This window comes from Candidatus Binatia bacterium (assembly GCA_029243485.1).
Taxonomy (GTDB): Bacteria; Desulfobacterota; Binatia; order UBA12015; family UBA12015; genus VGTG01.
This window is the reverse complement of sequence record JAQWRY010000086.1, coordinates 285,921-309,329: the sequence shown is the minus strand read 5'-3', so window position 1 is coordinate 309,329 and position 23,409 is coordinate 285,921. Positions and strand designations below refer to the sequence as shown.

Here is a 23,409-nt window from a genome sequence, read left to right as displayed (position 1 = left end):
CGGCGCGGCAACGGTGGTAGGCTCGCGTCGACCCGGGTGCGGGTCAGCGTTCTGCCTACATCTGTTGAATAGGGAGCTACCTCTGGTCGTTAGAGGACAAGCCCGCGGGTGCTGCGGGAAGCCCGACGCGAACAAGCGGCACCCACCTACTTATGTGAGTAGGCCCGAAGCAATCCCCCGCACCTGGGTCATCCTTTTCACGGGGACCGCGGGGAGAGCACGCCGCTCGCGAGAAACACATCGGCCACGGCGCGATGACCCGCAGCGCTCCAGTGCCCGTCGCGCGGAATGAGTGCCGGCACGCCGTCTGTGTACAACGCCTCGAGCGCGTCGCTCAGGTCGACGAAGCTCGTATCCTCGCGCGCGGCGATCTCCTCGACGAGATCGCGGAAGCCGGCGTCGACCGGAGTGTGTCGTTGTTGCAGGTACGTGGTGGAGTAGGCGAGGTGCAGCGGAACGCCGCGCTCACGACACGTTCGAACGATCTCCAGAAGCAAGCGCTCGGAGACGCCGTACCCCGGCATCGCGCGGGCCCCGGGGCTCTCGTCGTCCACCGGTGGCGTCGGGACTTCGTGGGGTTCGGGCACGTGGCGAGGAATCTCCTCGCGCGGTTTCTCGAATGTCTGCTTCCACCGCTTCAAAGCCGCGAACTGCCACGAGATGAAGTTGACCGCGTAGCTGTGGTCGTCGATCAAGCGCTCGACGGGGTTCTTCAGCGCGCCGGGCGGTGGTTGGTTGCGGTCCGTGAGCTCGCCTCTGGTTAGGTCGAAGGCCGGCCGGTGTTTCTTGTCATCCGCGTTGTCCCCGATGTCTGTGCGACTCACGATGAGGAGGACGCCGGCGTAGTCCCGCTCGTCGAGTTCCTGCTGCAGCAGGAGGTATTCCTGCCCGGTCGAAAATCCGTTCACGGCTCGGTTGTAGACGGCGACGTCGGGGGCGAGGGCACGCTGGAGATGGTCGGTGAAGATCTCGCCTTGTTCCACGCCCCAACCCCACGCGAGGGAGTCGCCCAGGACCAGAAGGTTTGCCGGCGCGCCATCGGGGCGTGGAGGCTCGGGGGCGCGGAAGCCGTCCGCATCCTGACGGACCAGCACGTCGAACTCCGGGGTGTGGAAGCGCCGCGCGATGTTCTTCTTGCCGCGCCACCCCAGGACCGAGTCGCCGTCGTGGAAGCCGTTCAGGGGGTTGAAGATCTGGATGGGTCCCCCGAACACACGGAGGTTGATCTCCAGTCCGACGAACCCGACGACGATTGCGGTGACCATGATGGAGAGGGCGCGCGCACATCGGGTCATCCGACAGAGCCTATGGAATCTGGCTCAGCGCCGCGAGCGCGATGCGATAGCGAAAGTGACGCCTGTGATCGTGAGGACGATTCCGGGCACCCAGAACGTGGCCCCCAGCCCGATCTCCACCGACAGCCAGCTTCCGAGGAACGAACCGATGACGTTGCCCAGCATCATGGACGTCGAGCTGATCCCGGCCATTCGTCCACGCGCGTTTTCGGGCGCGTAGCCGTTCAACCATTGGAACGAGAGCGGGATGAAGCCGGCCATCGCCGCGCCGGTGAGGGCGCGCAGGACCAGGACGCTCACGATGCCCGGCGCGAGCCCCACTGCGAAGTTCAGCACGCCGGACAGAATGACGGCCGTTCCGAGGACCCGCGCGAGGCCGAACCGGGGAACGAGGCGGACCCAGCTCGTCGCCAAGAGCATCGCCGGAAGACCCTGCGCGAAGATCACGACGCCGGTCATCGTAGCGACGGCGTCCTTCTCGATGCCGAGCTGTTCGACGAAGAGAGCCATCGTCGGCCACGAGGACATGACGGCGACCTGGTAGATCAGAACCACCGCCAGCATCCCCAGCACCGAGCGCTGGCCCATGAGGTCGCGCCACCGCGGTGTTCCGAGCGCGTTCTGCGGCTGCGGTGCCTCGCTCCGTTCTTCGAGGACGAGCATGCAGACGCCGGCGGTGACGATCGCGATCGCTCCCACGCCGAGGAACAACGGTCGGATCCCGACGACGTCGGCCAGCACGCCCCCGATGAGGGGACCGGAGAGCACCCCGCCTGACCGAGTCGCCTGCAGGATCGCCAGGGAGCGACCCATTCGCGCCTCCGGGGTGAGCGTCGTGAGAAGGCCCACCGCGGCGGGGAACACGCCGCTCACGGCTCCCTGGAGGCCTCGCCATGCGAGCAGTTCGATCGGCGCCGTGGCGAAGCCCATGCCCGCGCTCACGATCGCGATGCCAATTACCGAGCGCACGACCATCGGTTTGTGCCCGATGCGGTCGGCGAGGGCGCCCCACATCGGCGTAGCAAAGATCGCGATCACGAAGGGTGCGGCACTCAGAGCGCCGGTCCAGTAGCGGACGTTGTCCTGCCCCTCGACCCCGATCTGCTCGAGGTAGAGCGGGAGCAGCGGGAGGATGGCGGTCATGCCCGCGAGGCATAGAAACTGCGCTGCGCAGACGACCCAGAGATTGGCACGCTCATGGGATGGGATCTGCGACACGCATCAATTTGAAACCATTGTTCCTGGCCTACTGCCAGGATACGCTTGACCGGGGAGCACGAGGAATGCCGACCGCAGACGGACTCACCCCAGGCTTGCTGCTGGCCATGCCACAGCTCGAAGATCCGAACTTTCATCGTTCGGTCGTTCTCCTGTGCCGCCACGGCGACGACGGAGCCCTGGGCTTCATCGTGAACCGTCCCCTCGAGATCCCCGCCAGCGAACTCCTCGAGCTCGAGTCCGAAGATGTCGGCGACCTCCCCCTCACGGTCTGGGAGGGGGGCCCCGTCAATCAGGAGCGCGGCTGGCTCCTGTGTCGCGACGAGCCGGCGGAAGGCGAGACGTTGAACGTGTGCGACGGAATCTTCATGTCGAGTTCCCAGTCGCATCTCACGAGCGTGCTCGGCGGCGACCCCCGCCACTGCGAACCCGATCGCGCACGGCTGCTCTTGGGCTACGCGGGATGGGGACCGGGGCAACTCGATACCGAGCTGGCCGCGTCGGCCTGGCTCACCGTACCGGTCAGCATGGATCTGATCTTCCACACGCCATCCGAGAAGGTGTGGGAGAGCGCGATTCGCTCCCTCGGCGTCGAGCCGAGTGCCATCTCGCCCGGGCCGGGCATCCACTGAACTCTCGGTCCGAGCGAAAGCGCACATGACGACTACCGCCGAAGCGCCCTCTAGCGCGCCCTACTATCTTTCGATCCACGACGAGATCGAGATCTTCACCGCTGCCTACGAGTGCCGGTTGCCGGTTCTCCTCAAGGGTCCGACGGGTTGCGGGAAGACGCGCTTCGTCGAGTACATGGCGCATCGTCTCATGGGCGACGAGCCGCGGCCGGGCGGCGCGCCGTCTCTCATCACCGTCGCCTGCCACGAAGATCTGACCGGGTCTGATCTCGTCGGCCGGTACCTCATCCAAGGCGACGAGACGGTATGGATCGACGGTCCGCTGACGCAATCCGTGCGCGCCGGGTCGATCTGCTACCTCGACGAAGTCGTCGAGGCGCGGAAGGACACGATCGTCCTCATCCATCCGCTCACCGATCATCGGCGGATCCTGCCGATCGACAAGCGCGGTGAGATCGTCGAGGCGGATCCCGGCTTCCTGCTCGTGATCTCCTACAACCCGGGCTACCAGAGCGTCCTGAAGGACTTGAAGCACTCGACGCGGCAGCGCTTCGTCAGCCTCGACTTCGACTACCCGCCGCGCGACCGCGAGGCAGAGATCGTCCGCCACGAGACGGGTATCGATGCCGATACCGCGCTCAGTCTCGCGACCCTGGGCGAGAAGGTGCGGCACTTGCGAGGCTCGGGCCTGGGCGAGGGCGTGAGTACGCGGCTCCTCGTGTACGCCGGCCAGCTGATCGCCAAGGGGCTCGCGCCCAGACGGGCCTGCACCGTCGCGGTGACGAACTCGCTCACTGACGACCCCGAGATGCTCCGGCAGGTGTCGGAGCTGGTTTCCGCGCTGTTCGCAGAGTGAAGCGTTGCGGCGCCCCGACCGGGTAGGGAGGCAGCGCAGTCGCTTCTACTGCTGGAACTTCTTACGCCAACCCTTGGATCGCTGATCCCAATCGCTGGTGTCGAAGAACGATGACGTGCCGATGGCGACGTCGGTCGACATCTCCGCCAGGGTGGCGCCGGAGAGGTCTCCGTAGGCCTTCACGCTAATCAACCAGCCACCGTGCTGGTCGTTCCGTTCCTGGACAACGGCGCTCACAACGCCGCCCGTCAGCCGAGCCGCCTTGTTCTTGTAGATGAACTTCTGGCCGCCGTTCTTTGCGACGAACGCGCCCGGCGGAATCGTAGTCGAGAGAAGACCGCCGTCGGCGTTGCTCAGATCGATTGTCATGCCCGTGGCCACCGGATCGATGACCGCAGTCGGCGTAGGGAGGACGCGGGCGCCGATCTTGAGCAGATCGAGAGCCGGACGAAACTTGATCGCAGCACTGCACGAACAGCAGTTTCCGAATAACGGCTGCGGAATTTCCTGTGCCTGAACGGAATCAACAGAGACGGACAGGGACAGGGCCGCAACGAGAGCGAGAACACTGGATCTGATAAGCATGGCTATCCTCCCACATTCGGCCGGACCCACTCCGACCTGCTGAGAACATCGGGTGGTGAGGGCGGGAACTTTAGCGGGAACCGGCTAGGCTCTTCGGCCGCATTCCCTGGGGCGGACCCGGTAGCTCGGCCCTCGACGTTCGGTGTGCTTCCTGGCGGTTTTCGCGGGGGAATGCGAAATCGAGGTGGGATGAGCCACGCGGACGACAGTGCGCCGGCTTCGGCGCTGCTCCGTCTCGCGGAAGCGCTCGAAGCACGGAGCCCCGGCTTTGCGGGACGGATCCGGGATCTCGCGGCGGACTTCGGCGCATCGATGGGCGCCGACCGGACCCTGGCCTACGCGGAGTCACTGGGGCGTGTCGTCGAGCTCGAGGGCGCCGGTCGCGATGCTGGGCTCGCCCTGGTCGCTCTGCCTGTCGCTGCGATCGAGGGGCTGGATCCGACCAGCATCCGGGACTGGTGCACCGGGATCGAGGAAATCGGGGCGCACTCGGTCCGCGCCGCACAGGCGTTCGGGGTCGCTTCCCTCGAAGGGCTCGCGGACCGGCCTGCCGCCGCTCGCCTCCCGGGATGCGCGACTGCGGTGGCCGGGCTCGCGGAGCGCCATCGGACCGATCCCCTCGTGCCGCGGTTCGCTACCGCTGCCGGCGCCGCGATCTCAACCCGGGGCGGCGACGTGATCGAGTCCTGGGCCCGGTACTGCGAGGCCGCGGTCTTCGGATCCCGACGAACGGGGGGGCACTTCGACATGCTCCCCGCGGCGCCCGGCCTCTCCGACGAGGAACTGGCGGATGCGGTGGATCTCGCAACGCGCGCTTCGGCCGCGGACCGGATCGGCGGACGGAAGGTGTTCGAGGCGGCGCCTGCCGCCCTCGAGGGAACGCCGCGCCACAGCCGCTCCGCGGTCGTCACCCTCGCTCGCTCGCTCGCCGGCGACTCGACGCAACTCCTGGACGCGCTCGAGGTCGTGGGGCCGGTCCTGCGTCGTCTGGATCAACCCGCTCGGTGGATGGTTCTGGATCTGGCCAACGAGATCGCGGGTCCGGCGCGGGCGGCGGCGCCGCGCTTCTTGCGGGCGGTGCTGCGTGTCGGCGACGCGGTCGGGTACGGACACGATCTGGAAGCGTTCGTGCGTGAGGGTCTGGCTCTCGCCGAGATCCAGCCTGTCGCCGCCGAGGCCTTCTTCGGCCTCGAGACCCGCGGCGCCCGAGCGTTCCTTACCCGACACGATGCCGCGGTCGTACTGGAGGACATCGACACGACGCTCCGAGGCTACCTCCAGTTGCTGGAGGGCGGTCGGCTGCCGGTGGTGCCGGTCGAGGCGCGCGGGCTCTTCGCTCCCATCGCGACCGACGGAGCGACGGTCCCCGTGAGCGAGCGCGTGAACGTGTTCCCGATCTGGGAAGAGAACTTCACCCTCATGAAGTTGCAGGCGACGCTCGCCACCCTCTGGAAATACGAGGGGACCTTCGACTTCGACATCCGGCAATGGGTGGAGACCGAGGACGAGGGCGGGCTCGACGAGTTCTTCCGTCGGTTCGAATCGCCCGAGGCCGCCGCGGGGCTCTTCATGCACCTCGAAGCGGCGCGGATCATGCCCCGTCTGGCGGAGCGCTACCCGGGTCTGGCGGCCGATGTCGTGGAGCTCCGGAAGCGAGTGTTCCCGACCGACGAGATTCAACCCGAGGACGGTCCCTCGGCGGCGATGCTCTACTTGGCCTTGGGCGGACCGGTCGAGCGCGTGAACCTCGGCGACGTGAAGGGTGCGGAAGTCTGCACGTTCGCCCGCGCGGCCCACGAGGGCGAAGCGACGGTCTACGACACGGCCCGTTGCACCACCCTGTTCAGCCGGATGCTCTCCGAGGGAGAGCTCGTGAAGGTCTATGGGCTCGAGGAGTTCCTGGCCGAGGATCCGGCCCTTGCCTACCTCTTGGACCTCGAGGACGACGACACGGCCGCCGCCCCCGGCGACGCGGGTGATCCGACCGAGATCGTGCAGGAACCGCGCGACGGCAAGGGCCAGCGGTCGGACGAAACCTCGCCGAGTGTCCCGCTCGATCCCGAGCTCCTCAAGGCCTACCTCGAGCAGAACCCGGACCTGACCGTGCAGCGGTCCGAGGGGGCGATCGATCCCACCGGCCTGTTCGTCGCAGGTCTCACCGGTTCGGGCATGGATGGAGACAAGGCTGATCGGAGCGGAGAATCCGCAGATCGGATGTTCGCGGTCCAACGCCCAACCCGGGAAGCCAAGGGCGTGCACCTTCACGATGAGTGGGATCACCGGATCGAGGATTACCGCGTGGGCTGGTGCCACGTGCACGACGTGGAGGTCGATGGGGACAGCGGTTCGTTCTTCACGGCCGCGCTATCCGAGCATCGGGAGCTGCTGCCCGAGGTCCGCCGTCAGTTCCAGCGGGTGAAGCCGGAGGGCTACCGCGTCCTGCGGGGCCTTCTCGACGGGGAGGACTTCGACCTGAACGCCGTCGTGACAGCCCGCGCGGACCTCCGGGCGCGACACGACACGTCGTCGAAGCTCTACACGGCCCGCAAGCGAGAGGAGCGCGACGTCGCGACGCTGTTCCTGCTCGACATGTCCGCGTCGACCGATGAGGAGACCGAGCCGCCGCCTCCCGCCGAGCCCACCGACGAGGACGATTTCGATTTCGCCATCCACCCGCCCCAGCCGAAGCGGCGCCGAATCATCGACATCCAGAAGGAAGCGCTCGTCATCATGTCCCAGGCGCTCGAGGAGATCGGCGATCTGTACGCGATCTACGGGTTCTCCGGCCACGGCAGGCGGCAGGTCGAGCTCTTCTCGGTGAAGTCTTTCGACGAGTCACTGACCATGGGGGTGCGCAGTCGGATCGGTGGCATCGAGCCGCAGCGTTCGACGCGGATGGGAGCGGCCCTACGCCAGGCGCTCACGTACTTCCGACCGATCGTCGCGCGGTCGAAGCATCTCATCCTGCTCTCGGACGGGTTCCCCCAGGACTTCGACTACGGGGACGATCGTCGCTCGAACGTCTACGGCCTGAAGGACACCGCGATGGCTCTGCGCGAGGCGCAGAAGAGCGGCATCTCGACCTTCTGCATCACAGTCGATCGCGCCGGCAACGATTACCTGCGCGAGATGTGTGAAGAGAAGCGCTACCTCGTCATCGACGAGATCGGCGCTCTTCCGCTCGAGCTGCCCAAGATCTACTCGGAGGCGACTCGAGGGGGGTGAAGCCGGCCGGGTGGGTTCGCAGAACCGATCACCCGGCCGAGTTCAGAATCAGGAAGTGAGGCCCCACTTCTTCTTGTTCTCGTCGATCTGGTCCGAGCTCGGGTGCTCGGTCTTGTCGTGCGTCTTCACCGCGAAGTCGTCCGCGTTGTCCATCATCTTGTAGTTCAAGGGTGTGTCTTCCTTGAAGACTTCGGGCACGGCGACCTCTTCGAAGATGGCTTGCCACGGGCACTCGGGCTCGCACGCACCGCAGTCGATGCACTCATCCGGGTGGATGTAGAGCTGGTTGGGGAACGTTTCCTTGTCGGAGCCGGTGTGCTCGTAAATGCAGTCGACGGGGCAAACCGCGACGCAGCCGGTGTCCACACAGTCGCGGCAGAGCCTCGTGATGATGTACGCCATGATTCCTCCTGATTGTGGTGCTGCGGCCCCGGATTCGGCCCGCCGATCGGAGGTATAACGAGCACGTTCCCCGATGCAAAGCACCGGGCGGCGCGGTCATTCGAACCGAGTGTGCCGAACTCCGATGTCAATAAGGGCCAGTCCGAACGCGCCGAGGGCGAGCCAGTAGGCCAGCGGGAAGGTGATCTGTCGGTCGGCTGGGGCCCGTTTCAGAATTTTGTCGATCGGGGCGTTGACCGAGCCGCCGGTGACCTCGGCGATCTGCTTTAGCAGGGCCATGTTGGCCTCCGCCTCGGGGTCCTCGCGGCGGGCCTGGGCGGCTGCCGATGCCTGAGGCAGCCACTCGTCGCGGGTGAAGACGACTTCGCCGTTGCGCTCGATCGCGATCTCGACCCGGGGCTCGATGGTCTCGACGGCAGGAAGCTCGACCTCGTAGTGGCGCGGTCGCAGCGGAGTCGGCCGGAGTTCGTGGGTTCCGCCGTCCCGGCCGAACAGTCGGACGAGGAGCGAGGTTCCCTCTTCCCGGTCGAACGTGTCGATCTCCAGAACGGTCCGGCCGCGCTGATTCTGAACCGCGAGCCTGAGCTCCTCGGCGCTCTCGGGGCGCGCGGCCCACCGGATGAGTTGGGACCAGAAGCGACGGACGCCCCCCCAGCTCTGCCACTCCCGCGTCGGGTTGGCGGTGAAGACGGCGACGCGGCCGAGCCCGTTCTGCCAACCGGCGAGAATGGGGGCCGGCTTCTCGCCGTGATCCGCGCCGATCCACTCTTGCGCTCCGTCTTTCAGCGGCACCTTCGCGAATGTCCGCAGCAGCGGCATGTCCTTGGTGACGAGACCGCCCAGAGCTTCGGCGTCGCCTGTGCGGATGCGCGGGCGGAACGCTACGTCCTTCGGGCCGTCGTCTTCACGGCCGGCGCGGCGCCGCGTATCGCTGATCATGAGATCGGGAAGCGAGGTCGAGTCCTTCACGTGATAGAAGTGCCCGCCGGTCGCCTCAGCGATGTTCCGGATGAGGTCGTAGCTGTCCTTGTCGTCGCCGATCCGGATCGACGTGACCGTGACGTCCGACTTGGCGAGCCCTTCGATCAGCGCGTCGTGTTCGGCCTTCGGGCGGATGCTCGCGCCGTCCGTGAGCAGGATGATGTGCTTTGTGCGGAGGCTCTGCGCGAGGAGCTGGCGGGTCGCGATCTCGAGAGCCTCCTTGAAATCGGTGCCCCCGCTCGGCACGAGCCGGGCGATCATGTCGGTGAGCTGCTCGCGATTCTTCGAGAGGGGCTCGACGGCCGATAGCAGCGAGGTCTCGGTGTCGAACGCCGCGGCGCCGACCCAGTCGCGGTCCTCGAGCTGATCGATCAGCGTCAGCGCCGCGTCGCGCGCGTAGGTGATTCGGGTCGGTTGGAGCTCGCTCAGCTGCAGCCCGTAGGTCATGCTCGACGAGCGATCGATGATGAGGAACAGGGCGAAAGGCTGGCGCACCCGCTTGCGGGGCTCCTGCTTCTCGATCTTCACTGGAAGGAGCCGCGCGAGCGGGGTGTCCTTAAGGTTCTCGTCCGCGACGAGCCCGCTCGCGGCAGCCAGGATGAGCCCGCCTCCGAGATCGCGCACGTAGCGTTCAAGCGCCACCTGGCCCGCCTGCGGAAGGTCCACGCTTGCGACGTCGCCGAGGACCACGGCGTGGAACGGGGCGAGGTCGGCCGCGTCCACGTCCCGTAGATCGGGCCGTCGCTCTACGAGGAAGCCCGCGTTCTCCAGCAACGGCGTCAGCGCCGACGACGGGGAGACGAGGAGGATCCGCGGGGGGCCAAGGACCGTCAGCGAGGCTGTTCGCGTACCTTGCAGCGACGTCACGTTGCCCGCGCCTTCGAGGTCTATCGAGATGCCGTAGTGTCCCGGCGGCCCGGCGCGAACCACGGCGTCGACGACGGAGCGTCCCGGGCCGACACGCAGCGGTACCCGACCGAGCTCCTTGTCGAAGTGGCGCACGACGAGGTCGGCCTCGTGCGTGTTCTGCGACCGGTTCGTGATCGCCACGGCCATGTCGATCTCCTGGCCGGAGCGGACCATCTTCGGAGCCCCGATGTGCTCGATGCCGAGCGGAGCCTGCGAGCGGGGTGGGACGATCGGATGGACGCGGACTCCGTGGCGCCGCGCGCTTTCGGCGGCCGCCGAGGCGTCGCCGGCGGTCTCGTTTCCATCGGTCAGCAGAACGACCACACCATTTCCGCCACTGCGCGTCGCGAAGTTGGCGCCGGACTCGATCGCGGCCATCAGGTTGGTCCCGCCCCGCTCGACGTCCACCGCGGCCTGGGGCTCGCGCGAGGGCGCTCCGGGACCGGCTTCCAGCACGGGGGCACTGCCGAATCGCAGGATGGAAAGAGCGTCGTCCTGGCGCATGCCGCCCGCGAGTTCAGCGAGCCAAGCCTGGATCCACGCGTTCTCGGTGGCGGGGATGCTCTCCGACCCGTCGACGAGAGCCACCACCTCGAGGCGATCCTCTCGCTCGGTCTCCACCAGCGTCGCGCCGGAGATCGCCGCGACAACGGCGAGGTACGAGAGCGTCCGGAGGGTCGTGGCGATCCACAGTCGGGCGGTGTCCGTGCTCGCCAGGCTCCCGTCGCGATACGCGTTGCGGCGTCGCAGATGCGTCACGACGGCCAGGGCGAGGATGACGATCGCGCCGAGCGCGAACGGGAGGTACTTCGGAGAGGCAAACGCCAGCGCCGCGTCACCGAGTTGTAGCCAGGGCTCGAGCATCAGGCTTTCGTTCCGGCGGAGCGGGCTCGCCCCGGTGCCACGGCGGCTACGAAGAGCCACTCCGCGAGAAGAAGAAGTGCGACGACCAGGAGGACTTCGCGCAGGTAGGGAATCTCGGTCCAGTTCGCCTCATCGCCGTCGGCCGCCGTCGTCTTTGTCGGCGAGTCGGTCGTGGGCTCATCGGCTGCGGTGGCGTCGGGCTCCCTGTGGATGTCGGATTCCGTGGCGTCGATGAAGCTGACGTACATTGGGCGGGTTCCGGTTCGGCTCGAAGCTTCGTAGACGCCGGCCCGCTCAAGAGTCAGGTCGGCGCCGGCGCCGAGCCGGTGCGAGCCGTCGGGACCCTCGACCTTCTCGATGGGAGCGGCCAGCCGGGAGCCTGCCCGGAGTCGCTCGCCCGTGGTCCGGAGCAGCGGCGCCTCGATCGACTCGGGGGAGAGGAACGAGAGCAGGTTCAGCGTGAAGATGAGGCTCGGGAGATCGTCCGCCCGCGTGAGTTTAGCGGGGTCGATTCGGAACGCGGTCGTGACGATCTGGCGTCCGCCGATTTCGCCGGCCTGGATGAGGGCGATCTCGCGGCCGTCGCTACGGCCAAGGAGCACGGGGCGGAGCGCTCCGGGCGCGAGGCCGACGGGCTTTTTGCCGAGCAACCCTTCTGTCGTCGTGACGCCACGAAGCAGCGAGTGCTCGCGGCGCTCGGCAACCTTCGTCGCGCCGGTCTGCTCGACGACCGTGACGTCGGCGTTGCCGCTCGACGGAGCGAGGTAGGCGACGTTCGATGGGGGCGGCAGCTCGGGGACGAACCGATCGAACACGGTGATCTCGCCCACGTCCTGCGGATCGTAGTTCTGCGGTGTGGTCGTACGGACCGCGAATGATCCGGCGCGCTCGGCGAGCCAGACCAGGCGCGTCGCGAGCTTGGTGTCGTCACTGACCAGGAGGATGTCGACCGATCGGCCGCGCGGGATGTAGCCGAACACGACGTCGTCGAGTGCGAGATCGTCGTCGGCCGAAAGACGAGCCTCGAAAGCGCCGGCCCAGCGGACCCCGTCGACGCTCACGATCTCCTGGCCGCGCGGCTCGAGGGTGAGAGTGTGAACGAGCTGAGGCCCGATCTCGGTTTCGGCGGCTTCCCCGCCGTCCGCGGGCGCCTCCGCTTCGTCGGATCCGGCGGCTTTTTCGGCGTCGGTTGCGTCGGTCTCGTCCGCGACCGGCTTCTCGATGTCTCCCAAGGGAAGAATTTCGAGTCCGACCTCTCGCGCTGCGGTCGAATAGTTCCGGACGGTGACCAGGAGCCGCGCCGCGCTCTCTTCGTCGAACGGGTTAGTCTGAACGCGGACGTCGGTCACCGCGACGTTTTCGCCGCTCGCACCGAAGGTGTGGATGTCCGCGATGGCGCGGGCGTCGCGGCTCATCACGATCCCGCTCGCGGCCGTGTCTGAGAAGACGTCGATCGACCCGTCGGGCCCGGCGAGTGTTGCTGCGAGTTCGATGGCCGCTGTCAGATTGGCCGAGGTGTCGAGGGGTTCGAGCTCCTCGAGCTTCGCGCGCGCCGCGGCGCCGTCGAGGCCGGACCCCAGCGCCTCGGGCTGCGGGCCCGCGCGGACGACGGTGATGCGTCTGCCCTCGCCCGAAAGCTCGACCGCCCGCGCCTGCGCGCTGTCGATCGCAGCTTCGAAGCGGGTGGAGCCCTCGTGCCGGCTCTGCATGCTCGCGGACACGTCCGCGACGAGGACCGCGTCGCGCGGCGGACCGGGCGGTCGCGGCTCCTTCCGATAGGGACTCGCGAGCGCGACTGAACTCACGACGATGAGGAGCGCCTGGAGAAAGAACACCGGAGGCAGCTTCGGCCGCCGTCGCGGTGGCGCCGCAGGCGACGGCACGTGTCGCCAGATCCGCAGACTCGACACCATGGCCGGCGGCTTCGGCCGCACCCGCAGGTACAACCAGACGAGCGGTGCGATCAGGCCGACACCGAGCAGCCATGCGGGGTTCTCGAAGCCCATGCCTAGTTCACCCTAAGTCGACGGCGATGCACTAGCGCACCAACTGGAGTCCGAGGCGGGGGAGCTCTTCACGCAGGAAGCGCTCCAACCCGGTGTCGCTCAGCGTGACGACGGTGGACATTCCACGCTCGAGAGCCGCGCGCTTCAGATCCTCGAGGTGTGTCCCGAGGGCATCCTCGTATCGTTTCCAGGTCTGGACCGAGGGCTCGATCGTGTACTCCTCGCCGGTTTCGCGATCGATGATCTTGTCCTGGCCGCGGAGCCAGGACGGATCGAGATCCTCTCGAGACAGGACCTGGACGATCTTGCCTTCACACTTCTGCGAGCGGATCACGTCGAGCGCGGGCGTGATGTGATCGGGTGGAACGAGAAAGTCCGAGATCAGCACGACCAATCCGTGGTGGATGTGGCGCAACGCCTGCTCGAGGGCCGGGGCAAAGTCGATTTCGCTGTCGGACGGCTCGAGTGTCTCGAGGAACCCCCGAATCTGGTTCAGGCCGTGGCCCCCGCGAAGCGGTCCGAGGGTTTCGAGGCCCCCCTGGCGACGACCCGCACGTCCGGGAAGGGCTCCGACGTAGAGTCGATCGCCCCCGGAGAGGGAGACCACCGAGAGCATGCCCGCGACGGCGGCGGCCATGTCGATCTTGGTCGAGGCGCCGGCCGGTCCCATCGACGGACTCGTATCGATCAGGATCCAGACAGGGACTTCTCGCTCCGCCACGAACTTCCGCGTGAGAAGCTCCCCGAGGCGGGCGTAGGTCGCCCAGTCGATCCGCCGGAGATCGTCGCCGGGCGAGTACGGGACGTGGCGGTCCAACTCGCTGCCGGTCGCGTCACTGCGATTGCGTACGCGGGTATGCCCCGGGCGCTCCCCACTCGCATGCGACACCCGCAGTCGAACACGGGTGAGCGCGTTCATCGTTCCGGGTGCGAGCACCTGATCGACGAGCCTCTCGCCCGTCGCGGTGCCAGGAGGACTCAGCGCTGCCACTTCTTCCCGAACTCGAGCAGGTGCTCGATGATGGAACGAGGAGTTATGCCCTCGGCCTCCGCGGCGAAGTTCAGAACCATGCGGTGGGACAGAGCGACCGGCGCGACCGACTCGACGTCGGCGAACGCGACGTTCACCCGACCGGCGAGCAGAGCCATCACCTTGGCGCCGAGAACGAGTGACTGCGCCCCTCGGGGCGAGGAGCCGAAGCTCACGTAGCGCTTCACGCGATCGTCCTCGGTCACTTCGGGGACCGTCTCGCGGACGAGGTGGGCGACGTAGTTCTCGACCTCCGGTGCGACGATGACCTGGCGCACGAGCCGGCGGAGCTGGTTCACCCGCTTGTCGGGTTCGACGTCGAACACCGGCTCGATCTTCTCCTCGACGGCGCCGGTGGTCTCCCGGACGATCTCCCGGATTTCTTCGACGCTGGGGTACGCGAGGGGGACCTTGAACAGGAAGCGATCGAGCTGGGCCTCGGGCAACGGATAGGTGCCCTCCATCTCGATCGGGTTCAGCGTGGCGAGGACGAAGAACGGTGAGGGTAGCGGGTGGGTGGTGCCCGCGACGGTGACCTGCAACTCGGCCATTGCCTCGAGCAGCGCCGACTGGGTCTTCGGCGTGGCGCGGTTGATCTCGTCGGCGAGCATCACGTTCGCGAACAAGGGTCCCTTCACGAAGTTCATGGTGCGCCCGCCGCCGGCGGACTCCTCGAGGATCCGGGTTCCCGTGACGTCTGCGGGCATCAGGTCGATCGTGAACTGCACGCGCGAGAAGCTGAGGCCCAGTGCCTCGCCCAGGCAGCGAACGATCAACGTCTTGCCGATGCCGGGGACACCTTCGATCAGGACGTGCCCGCCGCCGAAGAAGGCGACGAGGATCTGGCGAAGCGCTTCGGTGTGGCCGACGATGATCTTGCCGATCTCTTTCTCGACCGCCTCGAAGGCCTTCGCGAATTCGGCGGGGGTCGGGAGCTCTCCGGTGTCGGCTGCTTGTGCGGTCATGTGTTCCTTTCAAAAACGCGTTTGATCACGGTCTCGTACTCGGGAGGGATGGATTCATGCCGAACGCCGGCGTCGGATTCCTGCTCGCCCCGCTCGCCTTCGGCGATGTGGCTGTATACGTCGCTGTCGATGGTTCCGCCCTCGCCGTTCGGATCGGTGTCGGACATGGCACCGAGCGCGAGCGAGAAGCGCGCGACGCGCCGACCGCCACTGAGGTCGAGGGGGGAGCCCGCGAGGAGCGGACCGGTGCCCGGCATGTCGCCTGGCCCGGAGCCGCCGGAGCCCGGGACCATCTTGGTGTCGTCCTCGGACACCATCACGGGGGCGTCGGGGTCTCGTTCGCTCTCTTCGCCGTCGCTCTCGGAGGGAGAGCCGCTCGCCTCACCCTGCTCGGGGGCCTCGCCCTTGCGAACGCCGCCCTGGGAGGAGCCGGTCGTGCCTCCGCCGCCCTCGGCTTCGAAGCGGCGAACGGTCTGTCCGCCGTCGTCGGCGTCGTCCTGAACGATGTGACCGAGACCTTCGGGCGGCGTCATGCCGCCCTCGTTGTTGTTCGAGTCGCCCATGTCGGACTCCGGGAGGTCGCCGCGCATCCCCGTGGCTTCTTCGCCGTCCGATTCTTCCTTCTGGCCACCGCCGCCCAGCTGCGAAGCGACGAAGGACTTGGCGAACCGCTCACCGAGTTGGGCCTTCACCGCCGTGAGGTTGCTCGCGGCCATGCCGGGCGCGTCGCCTTCTTCGGTCACCCCGTCCCCGGAGAGTTCGCCAGCGGCCTTGGCGGTGCCCGGCACCGGAACCGCGCCCGAGCGAAGCGGGGGCTCCTCGGCGTCCGCGAGGAAGCTGGGCGGCGGTGGAGGCAAGTCGGCGTCGCCACCTCCCGGCGCCAGCGCGAGGATCGCCACGATCAGACCGACCGCCAGCAGGATCACGTTCGCCGGGACGGCGGGGATGTTGAGCTTCTCGTTCTGCCAATCGTCGAGATGCTGGGCGTTGTCCGTTTCGAGCTCGGCCCACAGCGGTGTTTTCCGTAGCTCGTCAGGTGCACTCACGAGGGTGAGAAGGCGCTCGTCGAGATCGACCTCGTGCTCCACCCACCTGGCCGCTTCCGCGCGCTTCGCCCAGTGGGACCGGAGAGTCCAGAACGAACCGGTCGCGACGCCCAGGCAAAGGGCGACGAGGCCGGCGAACACGGCGAGGAAGGTGCTGCCGGAGAGCCAGAGTGCGGCGGGCGCAAGGAGAGCTGCCGACAGGAGAGCGAGCCCCAGCGTTCGGTAGATCGCGCGCTGCAGGGCGAGGCGGTTCAGCCTGCCCGCGACGCGGTCCAGATTCGAAAGAGGTTCCAAGATGATTCGGTGGCCCGGTGGGCGGAGCGAACGATGACCCGGTAAAAGTGAAGCTACGGAAGCTGTTTCGGCCGGTCAACAACAGTCTTCGATCGCTTGCTTCCGATGGCCCGAACGGTCCGAGCGCAGCCCCCATCGGACCGATGGACCTGACGTCGGGAGGCTGCGATATAGCCATCCAGACGTCTTCTTGTCCCCGAAAGCGAGGAATCCGATGGCCGACCAATTTTCCCACCTCGACGCGGTGGCGCAGGCGGAGCTCGTCCGCCGCGGCCATGCTTCCCCTATGGAGCTCGTCGAGGCGGCCATCGGCCGGATCGAGGAGCTGAATCCTGCCCTCAACGCGGTCATCCACAGCCTCTTCGACAGTGCTCGTGACGCGGCCCGGGGGGAGCTTCCGGACGGGCCGTTTCGCGGCGTGCCCTTCCTCCTGAAGGATCTCGACGCGCCGCTCGCGGGGGCGCCTTTCCACGCGGGGATGCGTTTCCTCAAGGAGCGCAACTACGTGGCCCCGCAGAACGCGTACTACGTCGACAAGATTCTGACGGCCGGGTTCGTCCCTGTCGGAAAGACGAATACGCCCGAGCTCGGGCTCACGGTGACGACGGAGCCCGAGGCATATGGCCCGGCGCGCAACCCGTGGAACACGGAGCACTCCACCGGGGGCTCGAGTGGGGGATCCGGCGCCGCCGTTGCGGCGCGCCTGGTCCCCGCGGCTCACGCTGCGGACGGCGGTGGATCCATTCGTATCCCGGCCAGCGAGTGCGGGCTGGTCGGCCTCAAGCCGTCGCGGGGCAGAGTGTCGGTCGGACCTCAGTACGGCGAGTACTGGAGTGGGCTCGTCGCGAACCACGTCGTCAGCGTGAGCGTCCGCGACACCGCCCAGATTCTCGATTGCGTCGCCGGGCCGATGCCGGGCGATCCCTACGCGGCGCCGCCGCAGCTGCGACCCTTCGGAGAGGAGGTCGGGGCGTCGCCGGGCCGCCTGCGGATCGGCGTGTGGTCTGACTTCCCCGGTGGGATCGCCGAGGTGCACTCGGAGTGCGTGCAGGCCGTGGCCGGTGCGGGGAAGCTCCTGGAGCAGCTGGGGCATCACGTGGAGGCGTCGCATCCCGCGGTGCTGGATCGGTCCGCGGAACAGGCGGGCGGGTTCAGCGGTATCGTGGGCGCGTGGGTCGCCTCCGCTTTGAACGAATGGGGCACGGCCGCCGGCGCCGAGATCCGGGAAGAGGATGTCGAGCCTATCACCTGGGCCCTCGCGGAGGGCGGCCGAGCCCAGACCGCGGGAGACTACGTCAATCACATGAAGTGGCTCGGCATGTACACTCGCGAGGCGGGGCAGTGGTGGAACGACTTCGATGTCCTCGTGACGCCGACGATCGCCATACCGCCACCGAAGATCGGCTGGCTCGGTGGTGCGGATCTCGAAAATCCCATGGAGGGGATGGCTCGAATTCTATCTTTGCTACCCTATACGCCGGCGTTCAATCTCACCGGTCAGCCGGCGGTGTCCCTGCCGCTGCACTGGACGAGCGACGGGTTGCCGGTGGGGGTTCAGCTGGTGGGTGCGCTCGGGCGCGAGGACGTGCTGATCCGCGTCGCCGCGCAGCTCGAGGAAGCGCAGCCCTGGAGAGACCGGCTGCCGCCGGTGTGTGCCTGAGGGAGTCGTGGCCCGACGTGGCACGTGCGCCTTGCTTCCACGTCCTCGCTGGGTCTAATCCGTGAGGATGGCGTGTCAACGAGTCATCCCCCTGGTTCTGGCCGGTGTTCTGCTGCTCGTGATCGGTTGTTCCGACACAGAGGTTGCGAGCGTTGCCTCGCCCTCGTCCCTGCGCGTGGGCGTGGCGGCGATCCCGATCACGCCGTGTGGCGACAACGCCGATTGGACCGGGCCCGTCACCGGTACGGGCGTGTGGGGCGAGATCTACGACGATGCGAACGGCAACGGTCGGTTCGACGCCGGCGAGAGCTTCGACGATCACCCCGGGAATGAAGCCCTCGATTCGGGTTCGGCCGGGAAGTACGACGGCATCTACATGGCGGGCTTCGGTGCCGACCGTGTCGCGAAGGGCTGTCACGACGATCTGTGGGCGCGGGTCCTCGTTCTCGATGACGGCGCGACCCGCGTTGCGTTCGTGTCGGTCGACCTGATCGGCGAGCTCAAGTTCGGCAGCTACTACGGCTTCGCTCACGCCGAGGCGATGCTCGGCGCCGATCACGGGGTGACGCACTTCATCTACTCCAGCACCCACAACCACGAGGGGCCCGATGCGCTGGGGCTCTGGGGCCCGGATACCGTGGTCGACGGGAAGTTCCCGATGTACATGAGCTTCGTCGACAGGCAGGTCGCGCGCGGGATCACGGCAGCCGTCGCGTCGCTCACGGACGTCGGCCGGGTCCGGGTGATGGCGACCGATCCGGAGCGAAGCCCAGACCTCGTCGGGATGCAGGTGCGCACCGGCTGTCGGCCGCCGTTCATCTTCGACGACGAGATCCGCGCCTTGGCGTTCGAAGCACCGGGCGGGGACGTGATCGCGACCTTCATCAATTGGTCGACGCACCCTGAGTCGCTCGAATCTGACAACGAGCAAGTCAGCTCCGATTTTGTGCACTACCTGCGCGACGAAGTAGAAGGCGCCCTCGGCGGAACGGCGGTTTACGTCACTGCCGACATGGGTGCGACCGAGATCGTGGGCGACACCTGTGTCGGTGGAGCGACCGCCCGCAATCCCGACGGCAGCAACGAGTTCGACGATCGCAGCGATCTCGGGTTCGCTCGTACCGAGCGGATCGGTCGCCTCGTGGGGGGGGTCGTCGCGCGGGAGTTGGGCACGGCCGAGAGCATCGACGTGGCGGAGATCGATATCGTCGGCGCGACGTATCGGTTCGCCGCGTCGAACATGACCTTCGAGCTCGGCCGCGAGCTCGGCATCCTCGATCTGGATCCGGACGTCTACGACCCGGCTCTGTGCCCAGGGGCCGACGGCCTCTGCGGCCCGGCGGAGCAGTACGCGGTCACGCTTCGCAACGGAGCCGGAGACCCCCAGGTCCAGATGGTGACCGTCCCCGGCGAGGTGTTCCCCGAGCTCTACCTCGGCGTCGAGAGCCACCGCCGGACGGACTGCCCCGAGGCCGACACGGGCCTGCCGTCGGAGCCTTCGATCCGCGACGCGATGACGGCGCCGTACCGCATGGTGATCGGAGTGTCCCCGGACGAGATCGGGTATATCGTGCCGCAGTACGACTACTACCCGGCGGTCATCTTCGATGAGGCGGAGGACCCGTGTCGGGACCAGCCGTACGACCCGGACTACCCGCGTCGTCGCGTGCCCGACCACTACCACGAGACGTTGTCGGTGGGAGTCGAGATCAGTGCGTACGTGACGTGTACCGCCGTCGAGCTTCTTGCCGGCGCTGGCGCCACCGACGGGATCGCGGCGTGCGACGCCTTGCGCTGATCCGCGCGGGGGTCTGCTGTGCAGTGTTCCTCGGTGCTGCAGCGGCGGGTGCACATCTTCGGGCGGTTGGTGGGAGTCTCGTGGATCTTCTCGCTCGGTCCGAAGGTGTGGTCCTGGTCGAGGTCACGGCCGCGACCGAGGATGCGCCGGCGTCCCGGACGCAGATGCGACGCATCCGGTCGCTCGGGGGGGTCGTCCCCCCAGAGGAGTTCGCGCTTGGCAATGCGCTGTCGCCGATGCGCTACGCCGGCGGTCAGAAGGCGATCGTCGTGCTCACGCGCGAGAACGACCGATGGCAGGCGATCCAACTCGCCGGGGAAGGCTTGGTCTTGGCGCCGAGCGAGCCGGATGCCGCGACACTGGCCTACGTGAGCGCACTCTGGAAGGCGACGCACGAGGCGGAACCCGACGGCGATCTCGGTCTGCAACTCCGCGGAGGCCTGCGACTCCCCCACCGGAAGCTTCGCCTCCTCGCCGCCCTCGACCTGGCCGAATTGGCGCATCACAAACCGGGGCTCAGTCCCGCCGCCCGCGCCGCTCTGCGCAAGGATCTCGAGGATCCCGAGCTCGACCCCGCGGCCCGGTTGGCGCTCTCCCGGGCCCTCGGCGACTCGTAAGCACGCCGGCCCGGCGGTTTGGAATGCGCCGGTTGGGCGTCTACAGGATCCGCATGTCTGACGCGTATTTTTTGGAGTACCCCGGCCTTCGTTTCGAGCGGCGGGACCATGGAATTCTCTGGGTCACGATCGATCGGCCCGAGGCGATGAACGCGACCGACGCGCGCCTCCACCGGGGCCTGAGCCGGGTGTGGGACGACATCGACGACGACGACGATACGCGGGTGGTCGTCATCACAGGCGCGGGCGAAGCGTTCTCGGCGGGTGGCGATCTCGAGTGGATCGAGAGCTTCCGAGGAGACTACGGCGCGCTGAAGGAGGTCATGCGCGAGGCGGGCGATGTCGTGTACCGGATGCTGCGCTGTCAGAAGATCATTATCTCCGCGATCAACGGCGTCGCGGTTGGGGCCGGACTCGCCGTTGGCCTCATGGCCGACATCAGCCTCATGGCAAACGAGGCGCGCTTCACCGACGGGCATCTCCGGCTCGGTGTCGGCGCGGGAGATCACGCCGTGATCTGCTGGCCGCTCATGTGTGGCCTCGCGAAGGCCAAGTACTATCTACTCACGTCGGATTTCGTCGACGGGGAGACCGCCGACCGGATCGGCCTCGTCAGCAAGGCGGTTCCGCTTGCCGAGCTGAGCGACGAAGCGATGAAGGTCGCTACGAAGATCGCGACCGGCCCGCAGGAGGCCGCCCGGTGGACGAAGCGCGCGCTCAACTTGTGGATGCAGCAGGCCGCCCCGGCCTTTGATGCGAGCCTCGGTTTCGAGATGCTCGGCTTCTTCGGCCCGGATGCGGCGGAAGGCACGGCGGCGCTCCGCGAGAAGCGCCGCCCAGACTTCACGAAGAAGTAGCTCAGCCGCCGGAGAGCGCCTGCATCGCCAGCTCCTGGAGCTTGGGCCCCGCCTTGTCCGGCGAGCCCGCGTCGAACGGGGGCTGCGGGTCGTACTCGATTCCGCCGGGGGTGGAGTTGAACACTTCGTACGGCCCGATGAGGTCCAGGCAGGTGAGTCCTTCGTACGCGAGAAATGGGACTTGCATGTGTGCGCCCCTTTCGAGTTCGAACCTAACCTTGGGCCCGGGCGGCGCCAATGACATTTGGGCGGCGATTTCTGCCAACGCCTTGCGTGGGTTAGAGTCCTTGTGCAGCGGACGAGATCATGGGCGACGACGCGCAGAGAAGTTCGACCGACCTTCCGGCGAATCCGGAGGAGGCCCAGGTTTCGCGAGAGGAGGATCGCTCGCTCGCTGGGTGGGTGCGCGTTATCGCCGAAGAGCTCGCCGGCGACATCGGAGAGAGGATCCGCCAGCTCGCGGTAGACGCGGGAACGGCGTCCGCGAGTGCGAGCGCCGCGTTCTTCTCGCAGCCGGGCAGCGCCCGTCTGGCCGAGGAGGCGGGCCACTCCCTACGAGAGCTTCGGGAACTGGCCGGCCTTACAATCGAGGAGCTGTCGGCGGCGATCGACCTGGAGGACAAGACGCTCCTGGAAGCCGTCGAGAACGGAACCGCGGCGCTCTCCTTCGACTTGGTGCTCCGGTTGTCGTCCATCCTCGCCCGGCACGATCCCGCCCCGTTTCTCATTCGGTACACGCGGACCTACACGCCGGATCTCTGGCGACGGTTCGAGGGCGTCGGTGCGACGAAGGTCCCGCTGCAGTTCGAGCGGGAACGAGAGTTCGTGAACATCTTGCGCGGCGACGACCGCGCCCGGACCCTGTCGGACGAGGGGTTCCAGCGGGTTCTCGAACTCACGCGCTCGGCGTTCGCGCTGGCGCTGCACTACGCCGTCGATGCCGAGAAACAGGAGAAGGACTCAGGAGACTAGGTGCGCGCGCCGACCAGCGCCTTAACCGCCTCGGCCAGGCCGTCGACGCTCAGGTGGAACATCGGGAAGATCTTCTGGACGGTTCGCGTCGTGTGGTAGTTGTCCCAGTACTTCGACTCTTCGGGATTGATCCAGGCGCTGCGGTCGAAGTGGTGGTTGATCTTGTTGAGCCACTGGATGCCCGGCGTCGGTGTGGTGTTGCGCGGGTCGATGTTGCCGAAGGGCTCGAACAACTCGGCCGGATGCATGGCGGCATCGCCGACGAGGAGCACCTTCCAGCGGTCGTCCAGCTTGCGCAGGATGTCCCCGGTCGGGATCGCTTCGGCCTTTCGCATCGAGGCCTTCGTGTAGATGTGGTCGTACACGCAGTTGTGGAAGTAGTAGGCCGCGAAGTCCCGGAGGCCGCGCTCTTCGTGCAGAGCCGTGAGCAGCTGGCTCATCGGCTCGAAGAACGGATCCATCGTGCCGCCGACGTCCATGAGGAGCAGGAGGCGGATGTCGTTCTTGCGGGGCGCGCGGAAGACCAGCTCGATCTCGCCGGCGTTCTTGCAGGTCTCGTCGATCGTCTCGTCGAGGTCGAGTTCGGTCTGTTGTCCTCGGCGGGTGAGCTGCCGCAGTCGACGGAGCGCGACGCGCAGCTGGCGCGTGTCGAGGATTCGGTCGGTGCGGTAATCCGAGAAGTTCCGTTCCTCGGCGACCTTCATCGCGGACCGCGACTTCGCCGGGCCGCCGACGCGAATGCCGGTGGGGTGCGTGCCGCCGTGCCCGTACGGTGACTTCCCGCCGGTTCCGACCCACTTGTCGCCGCCGTCGTGACGCTCGTCCTGCTCGGCGAGCGTCTCGAGGAACTTCCGCATGAGTTCGTCGGACGTGAGGCGCTCGAGTTCGGCGAGCTGTTCCTCGGTGAGCTCCTTGAAGGCTTCGGGATCCTTCAGCCACTCCATGATCTTCTCGGTGACGTCGTCGCCGATCTCCCCTTCGACGCCGCGGAACACGCGCGCGAACACGCGGTCGTACGAGTCGAAGAAGGTCTCGCTCTTGATCAGGCAGTTGCGGCCGAGGTGGTAGAAGCGCAGCAGGCTCGAGCTGTGCAGCCCCTTCTCGAGTGCTTCCAGAAAGGTGCGCCACTCCTGCATGGAGACCGGCACACCCTCCTCTTTGAGCCCGTAGAAGAGATCGAGGAACATGACTCGCCTT

General features: G+C 67.2%; 18 protein-coding genes and 1 pseudogene. 8 read left to right on the top strand and 11 right to left on the bottom strand.

Annotated features, from left to right (window positions below):
• Window positions 1-197: 197 nt before the first annotated feature.
• The gene (locus tag P8R42_26175; GenBank protein MDG2308078.1) at window positions 198-1,295 is read right to left on the bottom strand and encodes an SGNH/GDSL hydrolase family protein; all 1,098 of its coding nucleotides are present in this window, start codon (window positions 1,293-1,295) and stop codon (window positions 198-200) included.
• Window positions 1,296-1,319: 24 nt separating this feature from the next.
• The gene (locus tag P8R42_26170; GenBank protein ID MDG2308077.1) at window positions 1,320-2,513 is read right to left on the bottom strand and encodes an MFS transporter; all 1,194 of its coding nucleotides are present in this window, start codon (window positions 2,511-2,513) and stop codon (window positions 1,320-1,322) included.
• Between the two features lie 65 nt (window positions 2,514-2,578).
• Between P8R42_26170 and P8R42_26165 the strand changes: the two genes are divergently transcribed.
• Window positions 2,579-3,145 (top strand): YqgE/AlgH family protein, encoded by a 567-nt coding sequence (locus tag P8R42_26165; GenBank protein ID MDG2308076.1) that lies wholly within the window; start codon window positions 2,579-2,581, stop codon window positions 3,143-3,145.
• Window positions 3,146-3,170: 25 nt separating this feature from the next.
• Window positions 3,171-4,001: a CbbQ/NirQ/NorQ/GpvN family protein gene (locus tag P8R42_26160; protein ID MDG2308075.1), complete on the top strand. Its 831-nt coding sequence runs from the start codon at window positions 3,171-3,173 to the stop codon at window positions 3,999-4,001.
• A gap of 45 nt (window positions 4,002-4,046) precedes the next feature.
• Here the strand turns inward: P8R42_26160 and P8R42_26155 are convergent, their stop codons facing one another.
• The gene (locus tag P8R42_26155) at window positions 4,047-4,586 is read right to left on the bottom strand and encodes a hypothetical protein (protein ID MDG2308074.1); all 540 of its coding nucleotides are present in this window, start codon (window positions 4,584-4,586) and stop codon (window positions 4,047-4,049) included.
• Window positions 4,587-4,775: 189 nt separating this feature from the next.
• Between P8R42_26155 and P8R42_26150 the strand changes: the two genes are divergently transcribed.
• A complete protein-coding gene (locus P8R42_26150; GenBank protein MDG2308073.1) occupies window positions 4,776-7,811 on the top strand; it encodes a hypothetical protein in 3,036 nt (1,011 codons plus the stop codon).
• Between the two features lie 177 nt (window positions 7,812-7,988).
• Here the strand turns inward: P8R42_26150 and P8R42_26145 are convergent.
• The 6 genes and pseudogenes from P8R42_26145 to P8R42_26120 all read right to left on the bottom strand — a co-directional run bounded on the left by P8R42_26145 (window position 7,989) and on the right by P8R42_26120 (window position 16,308).
• A pseudogene (locus P8R42_26145) lies at window positions 7,989-8,213 on the bottom strand (ferredoxin family protein).
• Window positions 8,214-8,309: 96 nt separating this feature from the next.
• Window positions 8,310-10,967, bottom strand: a complete 2,658-nt coding sequence (locus P8R42_26140; protein ID MDG2308072.1) for a VWA domain-containing protein — start codon at window positions 10,965-10,967, stop codon at window positions 8,310-8,312.
• Window positions 10,967-12,973 (bottom strand): BatA and WFA domain-containing protein, encoded by a 2,007-nt coding sequence (locus P8R42_26135; protein ID MDG2308071.1) that lies wholly within the window; start codon window positions 12,971-12,973, stop codon window positions 10,967-10,969. The genes P8R42_26140 and P8R42_26135 overlap by 1 nt, the downstream gene beginning before the upstream one ends.
• Window positions 12,974-13,004: 31 nt before the next feature.
• Complete coding sequence (locus tag P8R42_26130) at window positions 13,005-13,964, bottom strand: DUF58 domain-containing protein (protein ID MDG2308070.1); 960 nt, start codon at window positions 13,962-13,964, stop codon at window positions 13,005-13,007.
• Window positions 13,952-14,968, bottom strand: coding sequence for a MoxR family ATPase (locus tag P8R42_26125; protein MDG2308069.1), 1,017 nt, complete (start codon window positions 14,966-14,968; stop codon window positions 13,952-13,954). Before P8R42_26125 ends, P8R42_26130 begins: the two co-directional genes overlap by 13 nt.
• Window positions 14,965-16,308 carry a hypothetical protein gene (locus tag P8R42_26120; protein ID MDG2308068.1) on the bottom strand — a complete coding sequence of 448 codons (1,344 nt, stop codon included), beginning with the start codon at window positions 16,306-16,308 and terminating at the stop codon, window positions 14,965-14,967. Before P8R42_26120 ends, P8R42_26125 begins: the two co-directional genes overlap by 4 nt.
• 214 nt (window positions 16,309-16,522) lie before the next feature.
• Between P8R42_26120 and P8R42_26115 the strand changes: the two genes are divergently transcribed.
• The 4 genes from P8R42_26115 (at window position 16,523) to P8R42_26100 (ending at window position 21,240) form a co-directional block, all read left to right on the top strand.
• Window positions 16,523-17,968, top strand: a complete 1,446-nt coding sequence (locus P8R42_26115; protein ID MDG2308067.1) for an amidase — start codon at window positions 16,523-16,525, stop codon at window positions 17,966-17,968.
• Window positions 17,969-18,035: 67 nt separating this feature from the next.
• Window positions 18,036-19,766 (top strand): hypothetical protein, encoded by a 1,731-nt coding sequence (locus tag P8R42_26110; protein MDG2308066.1) that lies wholly within the window; start codon window positions 18,036-18,038, stop codon window positions 19,764-19,766.
• Complete coding sequence (locus P8R42_26105) at window positions 19,748-20,383, top strand: hypothetical protein (protein ID MDG2308065.1); 636 nt, start codon at window positions 19,748-19,750, stop codon at window positions 20,381-20,383. The genes P8R42_26110 and P8R42_26105 overlap by 19 nt, the downstream gene beginning before the upstream one ends.
• Before the next feature lie 53 nt (window positions 20,384-20,436).
• Entirely contained in the window at window positions 20,437-21,240 is an 804-nt protein-coding gene (locus P8R42_26100) for an enoyl-CoA hydratase/isomerase family protein (GenBank protein ID MDG2308064.1), read from the top strand.
• 1 nt (window position 21,241) lies between these two features.
• On the opposite strand, the gene P8R42_26095 is transcribed toward P8R42_26100, so the two are convergent.
• Window positions 21,242-21,427 (bottom strand): hypothetical protein, encoded by a 186-nt coding sequence (locus P8R42_26095; protein ID MDG2308063.1) that lies wholly within the window; start codon window positions 21,425-21,427, stop codon window positions 21,242-21,244.
• Between the two features lie 119 nt (window positions 21,428-21,546).
• Between P8R42_26095 and P8R42_26090 the strand changes: the two genes are divergently transcribed.
• Window positions 21,547-22,212 carry a helix-turn-helix transcriptional regulator gene (locus tag P8R42_26090; GenBank protein ID MDG2308062.1) on the top strand — a complete coding sequence of 222 codons (666 nt, stop codon included), beginning with the start codon at window positions 21,547-21,549 and terminating at the stop codon, window positions 22,210-22,212.
• On the opposite strand, the gene P8R42_26085 is transcribed toward P8R42_26090, so the two are convergent.
• On the bottom strand, window positions 22,209-23,399 hold the full coding sequence (locus P8R42_26085) for a VWA domain-containing protein (protein MDG2308061.1): 1,191 nt from the start codon (window positions 23,397-23,399) through the stop codon (window positions 22,209-22,211). The genes P8R42_26090 and P8R42_26085 overlap by 4 nt on opposite strands.
• Window positions 23,400-23,409: the final 10 nt, after the last annotated feature.